16 protein-coding genes and 2 pseudogenes are annotated in these 16954 nt (G+C 68.8%); 10 read left to right on the forward strand and 8 right to left on the reverse strand.

Going from position 1 to position 16954, the window contains the following annotated elements:
- Positions 1-212: 212 nt before the first annotated feature.
- Positions 213-1130, reverse strand: coding sequence for an SDR family oxidoreductase (locus tag ACQEVJ_RS19850; RefSeq protein ID WP_433103057.1), 918 nt, complete (start codon positions 1128-1130; stop codon positions 213-215).
- A gap of 224 nt (positions 1131-1354) precedes the next feature.
- Between ACQEVJ_RS19850 and ACQEVJ_RS19855 the strand changes: the two genes are divergently transcribed.
- The 6 genes from ACQEVJ_RS19855 to ACQEVJ_RS19880 all read left to right on the forward strand — a co-directional run bounded on the left by ACQEVJ_RS19855 (position 1355) and on the right by ACQEVJ_RS19880 (position 7555).
- Complete coding sequence (locus tag ACQEVJ_RS19855) at positions 1355-2245, forward strand: amidohydrolase family protein (RefSeq protein ID WP_433103059.1); 891 nt, start codon at positions 1355-1357, stop codon at positions 2243-2245.
- A complete protein-coding gene (locus ACQEVJ_RS19860; protein ID WP_433103061.1) occupies positions 2242-3969 on the forward strand; it encodes an AMP-binding protein in 1728 nt (575 codons plus the stop codon). The genes ACQEVJ_RS19855 and ACQEVJ_RS19860 overlap by 4 nt, the downstream gene beginning before the upstream one ends.
- Positions 3970-4052: 83 nt before the next feature.
- Positions 4053-4898 (forward strand): MaoC/PaaZ C-terminal domain-containing protein, encoded by an 846-nt coding sequence (locus tag ACQEVJ_RS19865; RefSeq protein ID WP_433103063.1) that lies wholly within the window; start codon positions 4053-4055, stop codon positions 4896-4898.
- On the forward strand, positions 4895-6067 hold the full coding sequence (locus ACQEVJ_RS19870; RefSeq protein ID WP_433103065.1) for an acyl-CoA dehydrogenase family protein: 1173 nt from the start codon (positions 4895-4897) through the stop codon (positions 6065-6067). The genes ACQEVJ_RS19865 and ACQEVJ_RS19870 overlap by 4 nt, the downstream gene beginning before the upstream one ends.
- Before the next feature lie 218 nt (positions 6068-6285).
- The gene (pcaC, locus tag ACQEVJ_RS19875) at positions 6286-6684 is read left to right on the forward strand and encodes a 4-carboxymuconolactone decarboxylase (RefSeq protein WP_433103067.1); all 399 of its coding nucleotides are present in this window, start codon (positions 6286-6288) and stop codon (positions 6682-6684) included.
- Complete coding sequence (locus ACQEVJ_RS19880; protein WP_433103069.1) at positions 6674-7555, forward strand: NAD(P)-dependent oxidoreductase; 882 nt, start codon at positions 6674-6676, stop codon at positions 7553-7555. The genes pcaC and ACQEVJ_RS19880 overlap by 11 nt, the downstream gene beginning before the upstream one ends.
- 106 nt (positions 7556-7661) lie before the next feature.
- On the opposite strand, the pseudogene ACQEVJ_RS19885 reads toward ACQEVJ_RS19880, so the two are convergent.
- Positions 7662-7802, reverse strand: a pseudogene (locus ACQEVJ_RS19885) (transposase); the annotation flags it as partial.
- Between the two features lie 496 nt (positions 7803-8298).
- Between ACQEVJ_RS19885 and ACQEVJ_RS19890 the strand changes: the two are divergent.
- Positions 8299-8721 (forward strand): tyrosine-type recombinase/integrase, encoded by a 423-nt coding sequence (locus ACQEVJ_RS19890; RefSeq protein WP_433103071.1) that lies wholly within the window; start codon positions 8299-8301, stop codon positions 8719-8721.
- Positions 8722-9569: 848 nt separating this feature from the next.
- On the opposite strand, the gene ACQEVJ_RS19895 is transcribed toward ACQEVJ_RS19890, so the two are convergent.
- The 3 genes from ACQEVJ_RS19895 to ACQEVJ_RS19905 form a co-directional block, all read right to left on the reverse strand.
- Complete coding sequence (locus tag ACQEVJ_RS19895; RefSeq protein WP_433103072.1) at positions 9570-10202, reverse strand: YecA family protein; 633 nt, start codon at positions 10200-10202, stop codon at positions 9570-9572.
- Entirely contained in the window at positions 10168-10962 is a 795-nt protein-coding gene (locus tag ACQEVJ_RS19900; protein ID WP_433103074.1) for a hypothetical protein, read from the reverse strand. Before ACQEVJ_RS19900 ends, ACQEVJ_RS19895 begins: the two co-directional genes overlap by 35 nt.
- Before the next feature lie 119 nt (positions 10963-11081).
- The gene (locus tag ACQEVJ_RS19905) at positions 11082-11801 is read right to left on the reverse strand and encodes a DUF2306 domain-containing protein (protein ID WP_433103076.1); all 720 of its coding nucleotides are present in this window, start codon (positions 11799-11801) and stop codon (positions 11082-11084) included.
- Positions 11802-11904: 103 nt separating this feature from the next.
- Between ACQEVJ_RS19905 and ACQEVJ_RS19910 the strand changes: the two genes are divergently transcribed.
- Together ACQEVJ_RS19910 and ACQEVJ_RS19915 are read left to right on the forward strand one after the other, a co-directional pair.
- Entirely contained in the window at positions 11905-12645 is a 741-nt protein-coding gene (locus ACQEVJ_RS19910; RefSeq protein WP_433103078.1) for a TetR/AcrR family transcriptional regulator, read from the forward strand.
- Between the two features lie 389 nt (positions 12646-13034).
- Complete coding sequence (locus tag ACQEVJ_RS19915; RefSeq protein ID WP_433103080.1) at positions 13035-14303, forward strand: hypothetical protein; 1269 nt, start codon at positions 13035-13037, stop codon at positions 14301-14303.
- A 121-nt stretch (positions 14304-14424) separates the two neighbouring features.
- Here the strand turns inward: ACQEVJ_RS19915 and ACQEVJ_RS19920 are convergent.
- The 3 genes and pseudogenes from ACQEVJ_RS19920 to ACQEVJ_RS19930 form a co-directional block, all read right to left on the reverse strand.
- Positions 14425-14526 (reverse strand): annotated as a pseudogene (locus tag ACQEVJ_RS19920) (endonuclease NucS); the annotation flags it as partial.
- 32 nt (positions 14527-14558) lie between these two features.
- Positions 14559-15098 carry a DoxX family protein gene (locus ACQEVJ_RS19925; RefSeq protein WP_433103082.1) on the reverse strand — a complete coding sequence of 180 codons (540 nt, stop codon included), beginning with the start codon at positions 15096-15098 and terminating at the stop codon, positions 14559-14561.
- A 124-nt stretch (positions 15099-15222) separates the two neighbouring features.
- A complete protein-coding gene (locus ACQEVJ_RS19930; RefSeq protein ID WP_433103084.1) occupies positions 15223-15825 on the reverse strand; it encodes a VOC family protein in 603 nt (200 codons plus the stop codon).
- An 86-nt stretch (positions 15826-15911) separates the two neighbouring features.
- On the opposite strand from ACQEVJ_RS19930, the gene ACQEVJ_RS19935 reads away from it, so the two are divergent.
- Entirely contained in the window at positions 15912-16862 is a 951-nt protein-coding gene (locus tag ACQEVJ_RS19935; protein WP_433103086.1) for an AsnC family transcriptional regulator, read from the forward strand.
- The last annotated feature ends 92 nt before the right edge of the window (positions 16863-16954 follow it).

Here is a 16954-nt window from a genome sequence, read left to right on the forward strand (position 1 = left end):
CCACGGAACGTCCCCCGCATTACCTTGTTGTACGGCGCGAAGCATACCGGTCACCGGTCGCCCGGAAGCGGCACATGGCCGGTATATGACCACTGCAGTTGGATAGTGCCCATCACGACGTGATGGCCTGCTATCAGGGTATGACCGCTGTGCGGCCATTCGCCAGCAGGCGTGACCAGATGCGGGCCGCCGGCGGTAGGCCGCCCGTTTGGTCAGGAGGTGGCCGGCAGACGGCCGTTCGGGTTGGGGAGGGGGCCGGCGGCAGTGAGGAGTTCGGACACGGCCGCGCCGAGCTCGTCCGGATCCCAGCGCTCCTCCCTGTCCAGCGCCGGCCCGGCCTGCCAGCCCTGTGCGACGCTCAGCCGCCCGCCCACGATGGCGAACACCCGTCCGTTAACGTGCGCGGACCCGGCGCTCGCCAGCCACACCACCAGCGGGGAGACGTTGCCGGGATGCATCCGGTCGAACTCGCCCTCGACCGGCGTGACCTGCCCGGGCAGCCCCTCGGTCATGCGGGTCCGCGCGACCGGGGAGATCGCGTTTACCGTCACCCCGTACCGCACCAACTCGCGGGCCGCGGCCAGGGTGAAGGTGGCGATCCCGCCCTTGGCAGCACCGTAGTTCGTCTGCCCGCCGTTGCCGAACAACCCCGACGGCGATGTGGTGTTAATGATGCGCGCGTCGTTGGTCCCGCCGCCCTTGGCGACTTGGCGCCAGTGCCGGGCCGCCGCGCGGCTGACCCCGAAGGTGCCCCGCAGGTGAACCCGCACGACCGAGTCCCACTCGTCGTAGCTCATGTTCACGAGCACCCGGTCGCGGGTGATCCCCGCGTTGTTGACCACGATGTCCAGCCGGCCGAACTCGGCTAGCGCCTGCGCGATCACACCTTCGGCGCCCGCCTCCTCCGCGATGTCGTCGCCGTTGACGACGGCGCGCCCGCCCAGGTGGTCACGGATGTGGGCGGCGACCTCCTCGGCAGGCGCGAGGCTCGCGCCGCTGCCGTCCCCCGCCACGCCGAGGTCGTTGACGATCACGCTCGCGCCGCGAGCGGCGAGTGCCAGAGCGTGCTCGCGGCCGAGGCCGCGGCCGGCTCCGGTGACGATGGCCACGCGGCCGTCCAGGGATGTCATTCCCCACCTCCGACTGTTCACATAGCAGACACACTGTTCGCATTACGCAAGCTACGGGAGTATCCCCGGGCCCGGCAAGTGCATGCGAAACCCTTGACTTTTCTGGCAACCCGAAGAGGATGTGCAGTACATGAACAGACTGACCGCATATTGAAGAGAGGATCGGTGCAGGTGATCGACGGAGACCGCGAACGGCCGTTCCCGCGCGTTTCAGGGGTGGGAGCGTGACCGCAAAGGCACTCGACTCTGTCGTGGCGATCGACGTGCACACTCACGCGCTCGCCTCTGTCTCTGAGCCCATGCCCGTCGCGAACGAGGGCAACAAGGTCCTTGCCGACTACTTCGGCGCGCCGTCGATCGTGCCGACCGTGCCCGACCTCGCCCGGCACTACGCCGAGCAGCGCATGATGTGCGTGGCCTTCCCCGTCAACACGGCCTGGGCCAGCGGAAAGGAGCAGCGGGTCTCCAATGACGAGATCTGCCAACAGGCCGCACTGTTCCCCGATGTGATCATCCCGTTCTGCTCGGTTGACCCGCACGGCGGACGCGCCGCGGCGAAAGAGGTGCACAGGCTGGCCGCCGAATACCCGGTCAAGGGGCTCAAGTTCCATCCCAATACCCAGGAGTTCTTCCCGGACGACCGTGGCGTCTACCCGATCTACGAGGCCGCCCAGGAGGCGGGGCTCGTGGCGCTGTTCCACAGCGGGCAGACCGGCGTCGGCGCGGGGCAGCGCGGCGGCGGGGGCGTTCGGCTCAAGTACTCCAACCCGTTGCATGTGGACGACGTGGCGGTGGACTTCCCCGACCTGAAGATCATCCTGGCGCACCCGTCATTCCCCTGGCAGGACGAGGCACTGTCGATCGCCGGGCACAAGCCGAACGTCTTCATCGACCTGTCCGGCTGGTTGCCGAAGTACTTCCCGGCCAACCTGATCCAGTACGCGCGTACGCTGCTCAAGCGCAAGGTCCTGTTCGGCTCCGACTACCCCGCCATCACGGCGGCCAGGTGGCTCCTGGAGTTCGACAAGCTCGGTTTCGACGACGAGACCCGCAGCCTGATATTGAAGGACAACGCCGCCGAGCTGCTCGGCCTGACCGCGCAGGCGGCTCGATGAGCGGCCACGGGCTCGCCGACCTCTGGAACGGCCTCGCCGACGAACTCGGCGACCTGCCGTCCGTCTCGTGTGGCGACCGGGTGCGGACCTGGCGGGAGATCGACGAGCGGGCGTCCAGGTTCGCCGGTCACCTGCTCTCCACGGGCCTCGTGCCCGGCGACAGGGTGGCCGTCGGGCTGCGTAACTCGGTGGAGCACATCGAGGTGCTGTTCGCGCTTTTCAAGGCCGGCCTCGCGCCGGTCAACCTCAACGTGCGCTACCGCGCGGCCGAACTGCACCACCTGCTGGTGGACTCCGCCGCGCGCGGAATCGTCGTAGGCTCCTCCGTCATCCCGGCGGCCGTCGAGGCGGCCGAGGGGACACCGGCCACGATGGCTCGCGTCGCCGTCCCGGACGGAGACCGGGAGAAGGCGGCCGTCGCCGGTTTCACCGGATACGAGTCCGCGCTCGCCGCCGCGACGCCCCTGCCCCGCGAGCGCCGCAGCGCCGACGACCAGATGATCCTGTACACGGGCGGAACCACCGGCAAGCCCAAGGGTGCGCTGTGGCGGCAGGGCGAGATCATGGGAATCGCCGCCGGCGAGTACCGCAGGCGCGGCTACGAGCCGCCGGAGACCCTCGCCGACGCCTTGCGCATCGCGGTGGAGGTCGGCCGCTCCGGCACGCGTCCGACCGTCATCCCGGCGTCGCCGCTGATGCACGGCACCGGCTTGTTCGCCGCGCTCGGCGGCCTGGCGATCGGTGGCGCGGTGGCGTTGCTGCCGGGCGCCTCATTCTCCGCCAGGGAGTTGTGGGAGACGGTCGTGCGGTACAGGGTGACGGACATCGTGATCAGCGGTGACGTGCTCAGCGCCCTGATGCTGAAGGAACTGGACCGCGCGGCCGAACACGGCACACCGTACGACCTGTCCAGCCTGCGGGTGATTCGCAGCGCCGGGATGCGGTGGAGTGCCGGTAACAAGCGTGCCCTGCTCGCCCACGCCGACGTCCAACTCGTCGACGTCATCGCCTCCACCGAGGGTGGGCCGTACGGGGTCGTGACGACGATCCGCGGCGACGACCCGCGGACCTCCCGGTTCCTGTTGGCGCCCGGCGCCCGCGTGATCAACGAGGACGGCCGCGACGTCGTGCCCGGCTCCGGTGAGGTGGGGCTGCTCGCCGCGCCCGGCCGGATGCCCATCGGCTACCTCGGGGACCCCGTCACCTCCGCCCACACGTTCCGCGTCCTCGACGGGGTGCGGTACGCGGTTCCAGGTGACCGTGCCCTCCTCGACCTCGACGGCACGCTCACCCTGCTGGGGCGGGCGAGCAGCGTGATCAACAGCGGCGGCGAGAAGATCCACGCTGAGGAGGTCGAGGAGGTTCTGATCCTGCATCCGGCGGTGGCGGACGCGGTGGTGGTCGGCGTGCCGCATCCACGGTGGGGCCAGACGCCGAACGCGATCGTGGTGCTGAAGGAGGGCGCGGCGGTCTCGGAGGAAGATCTCATCGAGCACGTGCGCGCGCATTTGGCGGGCTACAAGAAGCCGAGCCGGGTCCTGTTCGCCGCCGAGATCGTCCGGACGCCGGCCGGCAAGGCGGACCGCCGGTGGGCGGGACAGTACGCGTCCGGGGCCGGGCAAGACGATCCGGCCACCGGGGGAGACGCCACGGCCGGTCAACCCGCCCAGCGGCTGCCGGTTCCGGACACGTTGCCCGCCGGCCGACAAGCGCCGCGTGATTGAGGAGCCGCGGATGCGAGGTGCCGCCGGGCCGCTTCGCACCTGCCGCCGCTCCCTCATCGACATTCCTGAGGAGGATGCCTTACATGCCGATTGATCCCACCGCCGCCGGACGCGAGGGTGAGCCGCGCACGCGTTCCTGGACCTCGAAGGACGCTCTGCTCTACGCCGTGGGTGTGGGCGCGGGGCTCGGCGAGCCCACCCAGGAGTTGGCGTTCACCACGGAGAACAGCGAGGATCTGCCCCAGCGGGTGCTCCCAACGTTCGCCGTGCTGCTCGCGCAGGCCCCGGCTCCGTCCTTCGGTGACTTCGACCCGGCCAAGCTCGTACACGCCGAGCAGGCGTTCACGCTGCATCGCCCGGTGCCGATCGAGGGCACGGTGACGGCCACAGCGCGGGTGACGGGCGTCTACGACAAGGGCAAGGGCGCGCTGGTCGTCGTCGAGTCCACGGCGGTTCTGGAGGACGGCGCGCCGCTGGCCACCAGCCGCAGCGCGGTGTTCATCCGCGGCGAGGGCGGCTTCGGCGGCGAGCGTGGGCCGTCGGACGACTGGGCGGCGCCGGAGCGTGACCCGGACCGCACGGTCACCTACGAGACCCGACCGGAGCAGGCGCTGCTGTACCGGCTGTCGGGCGATCGCAACCCGCTGCACTCCGATCCGGCGTTCGCGGCGCGGGGCGGGTTCGGCAAGCCGATCCTGCACGGGCTGTGCACGTACGGTGTGACAGGCCGGGCGCTGCTGCACGAGGCCGCGGGTGGCGACCCGGCCCGCCTCACCGGCATGTACGGGCGATTCACCGCCACCGTGGTGCCGGGCCAGGCGTTGACCGTCGCCATCTGGGACACCGGAACCGGCGAAGTGCTGTTCCGTACCCGGACCGACGACGGCACCGTGGTGATCGACCGCGGCCGAGCCAGCGTGACGGCGTGATCGACTTCTCACTGTCGGAGGAGCAGCGGCAGGTCCGCGACACGGTTCGGGCCTTCATCACCCGCGAGGTGCTGCCTCTGGAGGAGACCGTGCTGCGCAACGAGCGCGCCGCGCGGCCGGGGCTGGAGCCTGGCGCGCTGCGAGAGCTGCAGCAGAAGGCGCGCCGCGCCGGCTTCTGGGGCCTCACCACGCCAGAGGAGTATGGCGGGATCGCGCTCGGCCCGGTGATGAACGTCGTGCTGGAGATGGAGCTGGGCCGCACGTTCGTCCCGTTCCGGTTCGGCGGGAGCGCCGACAATATCCTCTTCGCCGCGACCCCGGAGCAGCAGCGTACCTACCTGCTGCCCACGATCGCGGGTGAGCGCCGCTCCTGCTTCGCGATCACGGAGCCGGGCGCGGGTTCGGACGCGCGCAACATCCGTACGCGTGCCCGCCGCGACGGCGGCGACTGGGTGATCAGCGGCGAGAAGACGTTCATCAGCGGAGGGCATGAGGCCGACTTCTGCATCGTCTTCGCCGTCACCGACCCACAGCGGGGAGCGGATGGGGGCGTCACGGCATTCCTCGTCGACCGGGAGGCGGGCTGGACGTCCTCGCCCATCCCGACGATGGGGGAGTGGGGCCCGGCGTCGCTGTACTTCGACGACGTGCGGGTGGCCGACACACAGGTCCTTGGCGAGGTCGGCGACGGGTTCGCACTGGCCATGCAGTGGATCGGGCAAGGTCGCTACGTCATCCCGGCCCGCGCGGTCGGAGCGGCCGAGCGGCTGCTCGGGATGGCGCTCGACTACGCGACGGTGCGTGAGTCTATGGGGTACCCGATCGCGGAGTATCAGGCGATCCAGTGGCAGATCGCCGACAGCCAGATTGAGATCGAGTCGACGAAGTGGTTGACGCTGCATGCCGCGTGGCGAGCCGAACGCGGGCTCGACGCCCGGCACGCCACGTCGATCGCGAAGCTCACCGGCGCGGTGATGGCCAATCAGGTCGTCGACCGCGTCCTGCAGATTCACGGCGGCATCGGGTACACGAAGGAACTGCCCATCGAACGCTGGTACCGCGAGCTGCGGGTGCTCCGCATCTACGAGGGCACCGACGAGATCCAGCGCCGGACCATCGCACGCAACCTGCTCAAGGGCCATGTGGCCCTGGGCGCCATCGGCGAATGACAGGAGCACCGATGCTGTGACTCTAGCCTCCTGGTTTTCGCCGACGAGCTGACGGTGGCCACCAAGCGTCACATAACGCAAGGTGCGGCTCTGAACTGGGTTGATCCGAATTATGTAGATCATCGATTATCCCAGCGAGTGGCGCCTCGAAAGTCGAGCGTAGAGCATCCGCCAGTTGCGAAAGAGATCAAGCATCCACAAGACAAGGGAGGAATGCGATGTTGGACGGGACGCGTAAGGAAACCTATGAGGCCGGGCTCAGGGTGCGGCGGGAGGTGCTCGGGGCCGCCCATGTCGAACGTTCCCTGGAACAGACCTCGGATTTCGCCCGCCCTATCCAAGAGCTGGTGACCGAGTACTGCTGGGGTTCCATCTGGACCGATGACACGCTTCCTCGACGCACGCGGAGTCTGATCAACCTCGCCATGCTGACAGCGCTCAACCGCTCCCATGAACTGGGCGTTCACGTGCGTGGCGCGCTCAGTAACGGCGTCACCAGAGAGGAGATTCAGGCGGTGCTGCTGCAGGCGGCCGTTTACGTCGGCGTGCCCGCGGCGCTGGAGTCCTTCAGAGTCGCCGAACGCGTCATCGCCGAGAGCCGCGCCGATGAGCGGTGACCGCGATGACCTCGCCCTGATCGGTCTCGGCAACATGGGCATGCCCATGGCTGAGCGCTGGTTGAAGGCGGGGCACGTCGTACATGGGTTCGACGTCGACGCGGAGGCGCGCGATCGGCTGGCCGCAGGCGGCGGGATCGCGCACCAGAGCGCCGCGGAAGCAGCCGCGACCGCGGCGGTCACGGTCCTGATGCTGCCCAGCACCCCGATCGTCGACAGGGTGCTCGGCGAATTGTGCGCGGCGGGTGCGCTGCGCGCGGGGACGACGGTCATCGACATGAGTTCGTCGGAGCCCCTGGCCTCCCAGCGGAATGCCGGGGACCTGGCTGGGATCGGCGTGCACTTTCTCGACGCTCCGGTGTCGGGTGGTGTACGCGGTGCGGAGTCCGGGTCACTGACGATCATGGTCGGTGGCGAGCCGGTGTGGGTCGAATCCTGCCGCCCGCTGCTTGCCTCCCTGGGGAAGGTCATCCCTGTGGGACCCGTCGGTGCCGGGCACGCCGTCAAGGCGCTGAACAACCTCCTATCCGCGACACATCTGTGGATCACCAGCGAGGCGGTCCTCATCGGGGAACGCCTGGGGATCGCCCCGGCGACCATTCTGGAGGTCTTCAACGGCTCCAGCGGGAGGAGCGGGTCCAGTGAGGTGAAGTGGCCCCAATTCATCGCGTCGGAAAGGTACGACTCGGGGTTCGAGGCCCGGCTGATGCTGAAAGACGCCAAGATAGCGACGCAGTTGGCTCGTGGCCTCGGGCTGCCCACCAGCCTTGGCGAAGGCGTGGTGGACCTCTGGGCGCAGGCCACGGATGATCTACCGCCTCGCGCCGACCACACCGAGATCGCCCGCTGGCTGAAGGAACGCGCGACGTGAAGAGCGTTTGATTTTGCGAGTTCCGTCTGGTGCGGTGCAGAGGGCTGCTTCACGTCGGCGTCGACACCTGCGACGGCGCGGGGTGTGCGGCGGTGTTCCAGCAGAAGGGGAAGAACGATCCGGACCGGGGTTTGGGGATCTCCAGCTCCAGGTCGCCGGCGGCAGCGGTCGGCAGATCGCGGTAGCCGTTGCGGTGAGTGATGCGGGCCTCGGGGGAGTCTTCAACGCGGAGAGTTCCCACCCTCATCAGAGCTATTGCACCGAGCCGAACCTACCGCGGAGTTGTCCCATGAGCGAGCGAAGGCGGAGTTGCGGCAGGCGCTGACGTGGGCTGTCGAGCAGGCGCCGCCGAGCTCGCCCGGCTGCTCACACGCGAGCTGGGGATCCTCACGAGATCGTGCCGCAATATCCCGAAACTACCCGCTCGCCGACTACCAGCGGCGGCTCGACGAGGCAGTCAAATTCGAGGCCCAGGCCGTCACGAGGATGCAGGAGGCCGAGGCGCGGCTGAAGACGGCAGAACGTCGACCTCGCCAAGGCCCTGGCCGGGCAGCGGTACCAGACCGAGGTCGCCGGCAGGGAGCTCGCGGCGGTCCAGCAGAGCCGCCCGACCGCGCCCGCCCTGCGCGCCGGAGGTCTCCGCGCCTCTCGTCGAGTCGTTCGTCGTGCCGAAGGCACCTTGGTCGAGGCGATCCACCAGGGCCGGCACACGGCTCGCTCTCGACACCGAAACACTCACCATCTTGAAGGAGCATCGCAGGCGGCAGGCGAAAGAACGTCTCAAAGCAGGTGAGGACTGGACCGACAGCGGATTCGTCTTCACCGACGAGTACGGCAGGCCGCTCCACCCGCAGCACGTCACCGACCAGTTCTACTGGATGTGCTACGAGGCGGACCTGCCGCCGCTCCGGTTGCACGACCTCCGCCACGGCGCCGCCTCCCTGATGCGCGCCGCCGGCGTGGAGCTGAAAGTCGTCCAGGAAACCCTCGGCCACGTCTCCTCCACCTTCACCCGCGACACCTACGCCACCGTCCTCCCCGAAGTGGCCAAGGCCGCCGCCGAATCCACTGCCGCGCTCATCACCGTCCCGCCGAGCGCCAAGGAGTCGGGAACTGCCCGGAGAAGGCGGCTGGTCAGCGTGCCCAGCGGAACCAGTGATACCTGACCTGAGTCACCGTTGGGGTTCTGGTACCCCATTTTGATGGCGGCCGCGGATCTGCGCCATGTCTCGCAGGTCCGCGCCGCTTTCAAGCTTCAGCGGTCAGCCGCCGGGGGATGTTTATAAGTCAGGCCTCTGCACGCTGTTTGAGAAGCTGGTAATCAGCGTGCGCCGCCGCACGGTGGTCGTGATTCGCGAACCATTGGAGGCTCGCGACTCGAGGGCTGCAGTCGTTGGCGAACTGCAGGTGCCAGCTCCGGTCCTCGGTGAGCAGGACAGGATTTGAGACGTCGTCGAACTGGTCTGCCGTGATGTCAAGTAACAACCCATTGCGTTCGAGCCAGGCGTGCGTGAAAAAGGACGGTTTTGAACGGACCCCGGATCGGTAGGACCAGTTACCGAGTCCGGAGTCAATTAGGAACTGGCCGAGCATTTCGCAGGTGTCGCCGCATGAGCCGCGTGGGAAACCGGTGAGGCTGCGTAGTTGGAGGCCGCCCTGTTCCAGGGCTGACCGAAATCGGGCGGCCCTTTCATATACCGCCTACCGGTATCCCGTCTCGTCGAGTGCGTGCATGTATAGATCTTAGCCATGTGGCCCGCCATCGCCATCCGCACCGGTTACAAGCTGTATGCAGTCCGTCAGCTCGTGCGCTCGGTTCTCGCGACAGCTACAGTACTGGTACGGCTGAGCAACCGTAGGCAATAAGCCGGACGGTCCCCTGATCGACACCACCAGATGGCCTAGAGGGAGTTCGAGGTCACACGCAAAGCCGTCTCGGTAATGGAGGACTTTCAGGCGCCGCGCTCCGACCGGCAGCCCAAGCCGGGCGCCGAGACACCAACGCCAGGTCGTATCAGGCTTCCCGCCGACCAGGGGCGCCATGGCAGCGTTTGAACTTGGATCTGCTGCCGCACGGGCAGGGGTCATTACGTCCGGGCGTCATGGGCCGGTTAGACCCATGGGCGAGATTGGCCACCCCATACTTCCATTCGATGTGAGCGCGTATGTCGGCTGGGACGGCGACTGGTCCCGACGTGTAGAGGTATGTGTACTCGACCCCGTTGTCGACTTCTCGGACACCAATCCCAAGGGCCATTGCTGAGCTGCCTCGCGACTCGCGCCAGTGGAGTAGTCGCACCATCATGAGAGCGCCGAGCTCGGCAACCCATGCGTCGTAATTGCTCCATGCATCAGCGGAGCTGCACATGTAAACGAAGAGACGGTCTTGGAAGACAGAGCAGCCACTTGCCGTCCGGACACTTCCCCGGATCTCATCCCGCTTGCGGAGGGTCCACCTACCGATCAGGGCTTGATGAGAGATAGGAGCGTCATCAAGGAAAGCCATGATGAGGCGTACCTCTTGAGGAGTAAGCGCAGGGCGCGAACCACGGAGTTGGCCGTTCCAGACCTTGGTGATCATGTCTCGGTAAAGTTCTACGCCGAGAGGATCTTCAATGGCCGCGAGGGAGAACCACGGTTGAGACATAGGTGATCCGTGCGCTGAGTCGATCTGCCTCGCAGACCTTGGCGAAGCGGAGATGCTCCGCGCCGAACACCGTTGTGAGGGTCGAGCCCATGACCCGCTCCACATAGAGCAGAACGCCCGTCACGGAGCGAACACACTTAAGTAGTTCTCTCCAGTCATTCAGCGAGATGCAGAAGACACCGGGCGGAGGGGTGATGGCGAACTGCGGATCCTGGGGGTGGTCCACGACCACGATGGTCGGCCACTTGTCGCAGTCTGCGGACAGCTCGAGGGCGAACGTCTCCCGAATTTCCTCGGGGAATTCGAACGCTCTGACAGGGATGGCCTGAAGCGGGCGGCCTAATCCTTGATGCTTCTGTATCGTTCGTTTGCTACCGCTTCCCTGCCGGGCAGCTGCGTTGATGAACTTCCGTACCGAGCTCTCGGCTTTTTCCTGCGAGTCTTGCAAACCGACACCCGGCTCACGACTCTTGACCTCAAGGACAGCTCCACGCTCTCCGACGATGAGAAGGCCGTCGCCCACTTCGTCATTAGACGATCTCTCGTGGACGACCGGTTGCGTGTACACGAAGTCGGCAACGCCGAGCTGAGCGGCGATTACTGTAGCTGTCAATTCATCTCCGTCGGAGGGCTGGGGTGAGGGGGCGGAGCCCACGCGATCTTCAACTCGACGTTGCACCCCGGCCGATCGGCAGCCCTTCTTGAGGAAACCGGTCTCGTCGACGATCAGGGCTCCATCGCCGCCGAGGTGTTCGCTCACTCGTACAACAAGGCTGTCGTCACAATCTGTGCGCAGTTCAGGCCCTCCGCGAACGCGAACACCCCGGAACCGGCGGCGGCGGTTCCGGGGCGGGCGGTCGTTCCGGGATCGTTCCGGCATCAGGCCGCGAGCGCGGTGCGGCGGCCGCGGCGGGCCACCTCGCGCTCCAGGTACCACTCCACGGCCAGCAGCGGGATCGTCCAGCCGAGCCAGCCGGACAGCCCGGAGATCGTCCACGCCATCAGGTCGGGGTCGCCGTGGAAGACGGTGTCCTGCAGCGGGGGCAAGGCGATGATCAGGACCCCGGTCCACACCCGGTTGGTGATGATGGAGTAGGTCAGCACGGCGCTGCGCAGCATCCAGCGCCGGTGGTCGGCGTACCGGCGGGCGCGGGCGGCGCGCCAGCCCGCCACGGTGAAGGCGAGCCACAGCAAGGCGAGGAGAACGTCGCTGACCGCGAGGAACGGCCCGAACGGGGTGCGCGCCCCGATGACCAGGCCGGTCAGGCCGGCCGGCAGCACCCCGGCGAACACGTAGACCCGCCCGGCGCGCCGGTGCCACACCGGGTGCCTCCGGCGGAACCAGGGCCACACCTGGAAGAACGCGGTGACCATGGCGACCGAGGCGAACAGCACGTGCGCCACGAGCAGCGGGTAGTGCAGGCCGAACCCCTCTGGCTGCGGCACCCGGGACAGCGACGGGTCCCCGGTCAGGTACGGCGGCAGCGAGAACGCGAGGAACCCGGCCGTGACCAGGCCGAGCGGCACCGTCCAGCGGCGCCGCCACCACGGACGCCGGCGGGCCGGCACCGGCGGAGGACTGTCGATCGTCGTGTGCATGACGGCTCCAAGGGAGACGGTCGAGTAGATGCGTATGTCATACGCTTAGTGCGTACTATATACGCAACGCGTAGGACATACGCAAACTGGTAAGCTCCCTGGAATGCCGGACGACATCGGAGACGAGCTGCCGCAGGCGCTGAACGTGCTGTGGGGGCGGGCCAAGCCGAAGGGGCGGGGACGCACGCCCGCGCTCAGCCTGGAGCGGATCGTGGCGGCGGCCGTCGCCCTCGCCGACGAGGAGGGCCTGGCGGCGCTGTCCATGGCCCGGCTCGCCGAACGGCTCGGCTGCGCGCCCATGTCGCTGTACCGGCACGTGGCCGGCAAGGACGACCTGCAGCTGTTCATGCTGGCCGCCGCGCCAGGCCCGCCGCCGGAGTTCGGCACGGCGCCGGCCGACTGGCGCGGCTCACTCACCCGGTGGGCCGTCGAGCTGTTCGGCGTCTACCTGCGGCATCCGTGGATCGTCCAGCTGGTGAACTCCCCGCCCGTGGACCCCGGCCAGCTCGCCTGGCTGGACGCCGCGCTGCGGGCCCTCGGCGGCACGCCGCTGGACCCGCGGGCCCGGTTCTCGGTGGTCATGCTGGTGCTGCACTACGTGCGCGGCGCGGCCCAGCTCCTGACATCCATGACCGCCGAACCAGAGGAAGGGGCCGACGGGGCATACGCCGCCCTGCTCACCGAGCTCGCCGACCCCGGCCGGTTCCCGGCGCTGGCCCACGCGGTCGAGGCCGGGGTGTTCGCCCCCCACCCGGAGGCTGGTCCGGACGACGACTTCCGCGCTGGCCTGGACCACCTGCTCGACGGGGTGGGAGTGGCGATCGAACGCGCCGCCCGGCCCTGAGCCGGGTCAGCCGGCCGGCGCGGTGCCGCAGGAGGCGCTGACCTTCAGCTCGGGTCGCAGTTCGACATGGTGGACCGGCAGCGCGGACCCGCTGCGCAGGCGGCGCAGCAGGAGTTCCACGGCCGTCGCGCCGACGGCCCGCTTGGGCGGCGCGACGGCGGATGGCGTACTCGCCCTGACGTCTTCGGAGTCACCTTCGAAGGTCGCTTGCCGTGGCAGCGCTACGGCACATGAGCGGGCCACAGGCCGCGCTGCTGCGCTGGGAGGTACGCGGACGCCGCCTGTCCGTGCTGCTCGCGCGAGATAACACGCCGACCAGGGTTCGGATGCGCCCGGACACGAGCGTGGTGGCTGGGCGGGCATCTTCCCCACCGTCCGGGACGAAGGTGATGACCCGAGGGGCGAACCCCGTGTTCCCGATCGGCGACAATCCCATCGTGATGCCTCCCGATGTGACCATGTGGCTGGCCGGTCCATGCGACACGCGCGTGGAGCTGCGACGGCAGAGGTCCCGGGTCAGCGAACGTCACGGAAGCCGGGCCGAGGTGCTGATCGACCACGTGGACGAGGACGTCGCCGCCGTGCACTTCGAGCTGGCCGTGGACCGATACGTCGCCGGCGGATACTCCCCCCGCACGCAGGAGGCCGCGCGCAGCGTCCTGGGCACCCCGGCGGACGACGCCGGATACGCGTTCGCGTTCGCCGCGAAGGTCGGCGGCGCCCGAGGCGAGCTCATCAAGGCACAGGCGCTGCGGCTGTGGGAGGACGATCAGGCGGCACGGGACGCCGAGCGAGCGGCGATCGAGGCGATCGACTCCCAGGTGTCCTTCTACGGCCTGCTGGACGACCACCTCCTCCTGATCCCGGACGGACCCGCGATACACGCGTACATCGATGGGCACGATGTGGTCTCACTCGTCGACGGATTGGCCACCGCCAAGGGCATGACACCGGGCCAGCTGGGCTTCGACCCTAGGCACGAGCCCTGGCGGATCGATCTCATGGGCCGGCACCGGCTCCGGAGCCTGCTCGCCGGCGAACACATGAGCCGGCTGCGCTCGCTTCGGATCCGCACCTGGGGCGGCACCGCCCATCTCGACCCGGTCCTGAGCTCCTACTCGGCCGGTGACCGGCTCAGCCACCTGTGCCTCTTGAGCCAGCGCGACGACCTCGTCGAAGCGCCGGTCGCGGGGCGATACCCCGGCCTGCGAGCGCTGGAGTGTCCCGCGTGGCAGGTGGCGCAGTTGCTTCGGGACGGGGCGCCCCGGCTGCACACGCTCGTGGCGTACGGCACCGACGAGCACACGCCCTCCCTGCTGGACATGCTGGTCAACCTCTCCCTGCCCGCCCTCCGCCACCTCGCTCTGTGGGAAACACACGTGGATCCCACGACACTGGGCACCTCTCCGGTCGTCGCGAGGCTGGCCACCCTCGACCTGTGGAAGGTCAACGACGCCCACCGGTTCGACTTCTCCGCCCTGCTACGGCATCGGCGGGACCTGGCGCACCTGGAAAGGATCGTCGTCCCCGGGCACTGCGTCCCCTCGACCACCGTCAGCCGGTTCGCCGACTGGCCGCAGGTGACCTTCGCCGGCCACGACCGCCGGGAACTGCTCGCGCTCGACCTCGACACCCGGGGATACACGCTCGCGATGTGAGCCAGGATCACTCGCCGTCGCCCTATGCCGCAGGTTGTGTTCGGCGAGGGGTTCTTTCCGACATCACAGGTTCGCCGGAGCGGCCCGCCACCGATCCCGGCGTGTCGATTGACCGCGACTGGAAGAGCGTCGGGTTCTCCGGCTCAATGCCGCGCAGCGAGTCGTAGTCGAGGGTGCCGCGGTCGATGCCCCCGTCGACGGACAGCACCCGGGCTTGGGGCTTGCTTGCGCGTACTCGGTATGCGAACTGAGTATTCATGTCGATCTGGCACGGCCTACCGTCGCCCCGCCGGGCTCGTACGGCACGGGGCGCTCCGTCGTGGCGGTGCGGATGGGCCTGGTCGCCCAGAGGGCGATCGTGATGTAGAGGATCTGCTCGGGGATCCTGAACCACAGGGGGGTGGCGGGGTCGCCGTTGAGCGGGACGCTTTCGACCGCAGCGTACGCGTTCGCCGGGAGCAGCAGCACGAACAGCGTCGCAAGGCAGATTCCGGCGGCGGAGCGAGTCGCGGCGAGGACTAGTCCCAGGGCGCCGAGCAGCTCGAACACGCCGGTCGCGTAGACCATCAGGTCCGGGAACGGCACGAACGGCGGGACCATGGCTGTCAGGTCGCCGTGGCTGGGCATCACTGTGACGCTGTCGGGGACGAAGTGCGCGCTGCCGGTGAGCACGAGCATGACGGCCAGCGCGTGTGCCGCGCTGATCCGCCAGGTGGCGAACCGGGCAAGGCCGAGTCCACCCAGGAGGCGGAACCCCAGCCAGGGGATCAGGAGGAACATGAGGGTCTCGAACATGATTGTCCTTTCGGAAAGGGGTGCTCCGTCGGGTGGGCGAGACGGCCTGGGCGTCGCTTCCCGCCGTACGTGAAAGGGGACGCCCCGGAGTCGCGAGCGGCGTCGAGCCGCGGGGCGCGGCGGGTCAGCGGGCGGTGAAGAACAGGGTGGCGCCGTAGGCGTGCGCGCGGACATGAGGAACCCGTCGTCGGTCGGCCGGGTCGAAGGTCTCGACGATCTCGCGGGCGGCGGTGACGTCCTCAACCCGTACGGTATGGCGGCCAGGTAGGACGCTGCCGGAGCGGGCTCGCCGGGCAGCACCTCGGAGGCGTCTGGACGGCGCGGGAGCGCATGGTGCGGGGCCGTCCTCGGTGTCTACCTCGCGCTGCAGGTCGAGTACGCCCGAGGTCCGCAGCCCGGCGCCGGTCAGCCGCACGGCCGCCTCGGCGTCGTAGGTGTCGAAGTTGGGGAGCCGGAACCCTTCGCACTGATCGGCGATGGCCCTGGTGTTCCAGGAGCGGGGCGCGGTCTCCTCGACGATGCCCAGCAGCTGGATGTAGGCGCCGCCGAACAGGGCGCACCGGTTGGTCGGGCACCCGGCGACCGGCTCCTCTCCGGGCCGCTCGGTGAGCAGGTGGCGGGAACGTGGGCTCAGCGTGAACCCGGAAGACCTGTAGGCCCGTTCCAGCCCGTCCAGGTCGCGGGTCAGGAGGGCGGTGTGGTGAAAAGCGTGAATCGCACCTTTCATGCGGCCGATCCTGCGCCAGTCGCTGCCGCCTCGTCCCCCAGGAGCGGTCCCCACGCCGGGATCCGACACCGGACTACCATGATCGGGTGGATTCCGTCACGCTCGACCCGCTCGACCTACGGCTGCTCCACGCGCTACAGGTGGACGGGCGCGCCCCCTTCAGCAGGATCGCGGAGGTCCTCGACGTGTCGGACCGTACGGTGGCCCGGCGGTTCGCGCGGCTGCGCTTCGCCGGTGCCGCCCGCGTCACCGGGGTCGCCGGCAGCGGCGGCACGGGTCACGGTGAGTGGCTGGTACGGCTGAGAGTCGAGCCTGCGGGGGCCGCCGACCTCGCCCGCGCGTTGGCGCGACGTCCCGACACCGCCTGGGTGACCGTTCTGTCGAGCGACACCGAGATCGCCTGCATCGTCCGCACACCGGAGGCGGGCCCAGCGCCGTTGCGGGAGCTGACCCGTCATCGGCGGATCCGCGATGTGACGGCCCACCGCGTGCTGCGCCATCTGATGGGCCGTTGCTGGCGCGGCCGAACGTCGGCCCTGACCGCCGAACAGATCGCCGCACTCCGGCCGCTCGCCCCCGACGGCGCCGCCGCAGTCCGCCTGAACGACCTCGACCGCCGCCTGCTGCCCGTCCTGGCCGCCGACGGCCGGGCCACCTATCCGCGCCTCGCCCGCCACGTCGGCTGGTCGGAGTCTGCCGTACGCCGCCGGGTGGACGAACTGTGCCGGTCCGGGGCGGTCCGGTTCGACGTCGAGGTCGACTCGGTGTTGTTCGGCTACACCGTCCAGTGCCTGCTGTGGCTGACGGTCGCCCCGGCCCGGCTCGCCTCAGTCGCCGGGACCCTGGCTGCGGACGCCGAGGCGGCGTTCGTGGGGGCCATCACCGGCCCGCACAACCTGCTCGCCATCGTCGTGTGCCGTGACGAGGGCGCCCTCTACACCTACATCAGTGACCGGATCGGCTCTCTGGACGGGGTCCACCACGTGGAGGCCACGCCCGTCACGTCCTATACCAAGCGTGTCGCCCCGGCCTCCTGACGTACGCTCCGCTCAGCCCGCAAGGTCTGCTCGGCATGCCCGGTGTTCTGGCCGGTCAGTGTCGCAGGCGAGGTCGTCCACGCAACCGGGCT

Origin of the sequence: Microbispora sp. CA-102843 (genome assembly GCF_050936215.1) — a bacterium.
Classification (GTDB): Bacteria; Actinomycetota; Actinomycetes; order Streptosporangiales; family Streptosporangiaceae; genus Microbispora.